Here is a 4,304-nt window from a genome sequence, read left to right as displayed (position 1 = left end):
CCGGCCGCGTCCCCGCCCAGCGACGACGGCGGCGCACCCTCCGGACGCACCGGCACCGTGGTGCCCTCGACGCCGACGGGGGTCTGCTCCCCGCCGTCGTGGCGCGAGCGGCGCTCGGAGGGGGAGAGGACCGGCGGGATGTCCTGCGGGAGCCGGTCGTCCGAGGCCAGCCACACGCCGCGCTCGGGCCGCTTGCGGACGTCCGCGAAGATGGCGGCGATGGCCTCCTGGGTCAGCGTCTCCTTCTCCAGCAGCTCGTAGGCCAGCCGGTCCAGGACGTCCCGGTTCTCCGTGAGCACCCAGTGGGCCTCGGCGTGGGCCTGGTCCAGCAGGGTGCGGACCTCGGCGTCCACCAGGTACGCGAGCTCCTCGGAGTACTCACGGGAGGAGCCGCCGGCGGCGCCGCCCACGAAGGGCTCGGAGCTGCCGCCGCCGAGCTTGACCGCGCCCACCTTGGCGGACATGCCGTACTCGGTGACCATCTTGCGGGCCGTGTCCGTGGCCTTCTGGATGTCGTTCGCGGCGCCCGTGGACGGGTCCTTGAACACGATCTCCTCCGCCACGCGCCCGCCCATCGCGTACGCGAGCTGGTCCAGGAGCTCGTTGCGGGTGACGGAGTACTTGTCGTCCTCCGGGACCACCATCGTGTAGCCCAGGGCGCGGCCGCGGGGCAGGATCGTGATCTTGGTGACCGGGGCGGAGTTGCGCAGCCCGGCCGCGACGAGCGCGTGGCCGCCCTCGTGGTAGGCGGTGACCTTGCGCTCGTGCTCGTTCATCAGGCGGGTGCGCTTCTGCGGGCCGGCCATCACGCGGTCCACGGCCTCGTCCAGGGCGTGGTTGTCGATCACGTTGTTGTTCGAGCGCGCCGTGAGCAGCGCGGCCTCGTTGATCACGTTGGCCAGGTCCGCACCCGTGTAGCCGGGGGTGCGCTTGGCCAGGGAGCGCAGGTCCACGTCCAGGGCGATCGGCTTGCCCTGCGCGTGCACCTCGAGGATCTTGGCGCGGCCCTCGAGGTCCGGGGCGTCCACGGGGATCTGGCGGTCGAAGCGGCCCGGGCGCAGCAGCGCCGGGTCCAGGACGTCCGGGCGGTTGGTCGCGGCGATCATGATGACGTTCGTGGAGGCGTCGAAGCCGTCCATCTCCACGAGCATCTGGTTCAGGGTCTGCTCGCGCTCGTCGTTGCCGCCGCCGATGCCTGCGCCGCGGTGCCGGCCGACGGCGTCGATCTCGTCCACGAAGATGATGGCGGGGGCGTTGGACTTGGCCTGCTCGAAGAGGTCGCGCACGCGCGAGGCGCCGACGCCCACGAACATCTCCACGAAGTCCGAGCCGGAGATCGAGTAGAACGGCACGCCGGCCTCACCGGCCACGGCCTTGGCCAGGAGGGTCTTGCCCGTGCCGGGCGGGCCGTAGAGCAGCACGCCCTTGGGGATCTTGGCGCCCACCGCGCGGAAGCGGTCCGGCACGGTGAGGAACTCCTTGATCTCCTGGAGCTCCTCCACGGCCTCGTCCGCGCCCGCGACGTCCTTGAACAGCACGTCCGGGTTGTCCTTGCTGATCAGCTTGGCGCGGGACTTGCCGAACTGCATGACCTTGCCGCCGCCGCCCTGCATGCGGGACATCAGGAACCAGAACAGCAGTGCGATGAGCAGGAACGGGACCATGAAGCCGAGCAGCGAGAGGAACCAGTTGCTCCGCACCGGCTCGTCCGTGTAGCCGTCCAGGGCCGAGTCGTCCACCGCGGTGACCACGTCCGTGGCGCGCGCGCTGGCGAAGTAGAAGTAGACCTCCTTGCCGAGGTCCCGGTCGTCCTGCTTGTAGGGCTCACGCAGGGTGAGGTCCACGCGCTGGTCCCCGTCCACCACGCGGGCCTGCGCGGCCTTGTCGTCCTTCAGCAGGGCCATGCCCACGTTGGTGTCCACCATGGTGCGGCCGCTCTGTGACGTGGTCAGCGGGATCGCGACGGCGAGGACCAGCAGGCCCAGCAGGATCCAGACGTAGGGCTTGTTGAACAGCTTCTTCACGGTCCGAGTGTCTCCTGGTCTGCCGCGGGGGCCGGGCTGCCCGGGGCGGCCGCCGTGCGGCCGGGGCCGGCGAAGGGCCGACGTCGCGCCCGGGTCAAGCCTCCACGGTACCGGCCCCGCCCGGGTGTCCGCTGACTGTTCGCGTCAGGTGGACAGGGCGCGGGCGGTCAGCCGGCGCCGACGTCGGCCAGCACCGTCCTGGCACCCACCGGGAATGCGAGGGGTCGGAATGGCGCGTGGATCGCACCTCAGAGCGACCGCTCGCGTGACAGGAACGCTGGCGCTGCGACCGCGCCCCTGCGTCCCCGCCTGCACAGACCCCCGTGCACCCGCATCCCTCCCCAGGCCGGCGGCGGCTCAGGACGCCGCCCGCTTTACCGCGCCAGGCTGGCACCATGCGTCACCCCGCCCCGCTTCCCGCGGCCTTGCTTCACGGCCCCTTCACCGCCGCGCAGGCGAGGGCCGCCGGCATCGACCTCAACCGGCTGCGTCGCTCCGACGTCGAACGCCTCGCCCGGGGCCTCTACCGCCGGCGTGAGGTCACCCCGGCCGCCGTCGAGCGCCCCGCGGCCGGCTCCTCCCCCTACCGGTGGAGCACCCCGCTCTCGGCCACCCAACACGAGCTCCTGCTGCGACTCGCCCGGCACCGCGCCACCACGGTGGTGTCGCACCAGACCGCGGCCCGCGCCCGGGAGATCTGGCTGCCGGAGCGACTGGACGCGGGGGACGACGTCCACGTGAGCCGCCCGCGAGACCGTGGCCAGCTCTCCCTCCCCGGCGTCACCTCCCACCGAACAGCGCTCCCGCCCGCGGACGTGGAGCGCGTGCGGATCGGCGGCCTGGCCTGGTACGTCACCGCCCCGCCCCGTCTCTGGGTCGACCTCTCGGCCCTGCTCGACGACGACGAGCTCGTCATCCTCGGCGACCATCTCGTCCGCCGGGCGCAGCTGTCCGGCGGCCCGGACGCCGCCGAGCGGACCCGGGCGGCCCTGGCCCAGGCGGCCGAAGCGAGCCCGTCCGCGCACAACCGACGACGACGGCTCCGCACCGCCGCCACACTGGTCCGGGTGGGGGCGCACTCGCCGAAGGAGACGCGGCTGCGGCTCGCGCTGAGGGCCGCCGGGCTCCCCGAGCCCGCACTGCAGCTCGAGGTCTGGGACCCGGAGTTCTCCCTGCACCACCCCGCGACGGCGGACCTGGGCTATCGGCAGGCGAGAGTGGCCCTGCACTACGACGGCGGCCACCACGGCGCGGATCGCCAGATCGACCGTGACGTGCAGCGCAACGCGGCCTTCGAGCGACGGGGCTGCCGGAACATCACCGTGTCCTCCTCCGACGCTCGCCGCGGATTCACGCGCGTGATCGTGGAGGTGCGCCGTCACCTCGGGGACGCCGGCGACCTGTCACGCAAGGAGTCGGAATGGGGCGTGAATGGCACCTCAGAGCGACCGCTCACGTGACAGGTCGGTCACACCTGGCCTGGCCACTCCGGGCCGGGCCCCCGGTCAGCTGTAGACGTGCGGGGCGAGCGTGCCCACGAAGTCCAGGTTGCGGTACTTCTCCGCGTAGTCCAGGCCGTAGCCCACCACGAACTCGTTGGGGATGTCCCGCCCGACGTACTTCACGTCGATGTCCACCTTCATGGCCTCCGGCTTGCGCAGCAGGGTGCAGATCTCGACCGAGGCCGGGCCGCGGGACTCCAGGTTGGCCTTGAGCCAGGACAGCGTCAGGCCGGAGTCGATGATGTCCTCGACGATCAGGACGTGCCGGCCCGTGAGGTCCGCGTCGAGGTCCTTGAGGATGCGCACCACGCCGGAGGACTTGGTGCCGGAGCCGTAGGAGGAGACCGCCATGAAGTCCAGCTCCACGTGGGAGTGCAGGGCGCGGGTGAGGTCGGCGACCACCATCACGGCGCCCTTGAGCACGGCGACGATGAGCAGGTCCTTGTCCGCGTAGTCGCGGTCGATCTGGCGGGCCAGGTCCGTGATCGTGTCCTGCACGTCCTCGCGGGACATGAGGACGTGGCTGAGGTCGTTCTGGACATCCTGTGCGTCCATGCGCCGCTCCTGGTGAGTGCTCGTGCGGGAATGCCGGGCCGGGCCGCAGTCAGGGACCGGGCAGGCAGGGGATGAGGTCCAGTCTGGCACACGCCCGATGCGCGGCCACCCCGCCGGGCAGCTCCACCGGACCGGCCGACGTGCCCCCCGCGCGGGCGCCCGTCACGAGGGCGTCCGCCGCGAGGATCCGTTCGCGGGGCGGGGCCTGCCCTCCCGCGGCGCG

Annotated in this window: 3 protein-coding genes and 1 pseudogene; 1 reads left to right on the top strand and 3 read right to left on the bottom strand. The window is 72.3% G+C overall.

Annotated features, from left to right (window positions below):
* On the bottom strand, positions 1-2,024 hold a 2,024-nt coding region (ftsH, locus tag HMPREF3105_RS03920), incomplete at its 3' end, for an ATP-dependent zinc metalloprotease FtsH (protein WP_083325292.1).
* Positions 2,025-2,419: 395 nt separating this feature from the next.
* Here ftsH and HMPREF3105_RS03915 point away from each other — a divergent pair.
* Positions 2,420-3,484 carry a type IV toxin-antitoxin system AbiEi family antitoxin domain-containing protein gene (locus tag HMPREF3105_RS03915; RefSeq protein WP_020625289.1) on the top strand — a complete coding sequence of 355 codons (1,065 nt, stop codon included), beginning with the start codon at positions 2,420-2,422 and terminating at the stop codon, positions 3,482-3,484.
* Positions 3,485-3,529: 45 nt separating this feature from the next.
* Here the strand turns inward: HMPREF3105_RS03915 and hpt are convergent, their stop codons facing one another.
* Both hpt and HMPREF3105_RS13465 read right to left on the bottom strand, forming a co-directional pair.
* Positions 3,530-4,081, bottom strand: a complete 552-nt coding sequence (gene hpt, locus HMPREF3105_RS03910; protein ID WP_020625288.1) for a hypoxanthine phosphoribosyltransferase — start codon at positions 4,079-4,081, stop codon at positions 3,530-3,532.
* A 49-nt stretch (positions 4,082-4,130) separates the two neighbouring features.
* Positions 4,131-4,304, bottom strand: a pseudogene (locus HMPREF3105_RS13465) (tRNA(Ile)-lysidine synthetase); the annotation flags it as partial.

It is taken from the genome of Micrococcus sp. HMSC31B01 (genome assembly GCF_001816085.1).
Lineage (GTDB): Bacteria > Actinomycetota > Actinomycetes > Actinomycetales > Micrococcaceae > Micrococcus > Micrococcus luteus.
Note: the sequence above shows the minus strand (reverse complement) of the source record. Positions and strands in the feature narration are given on the sequence as shown.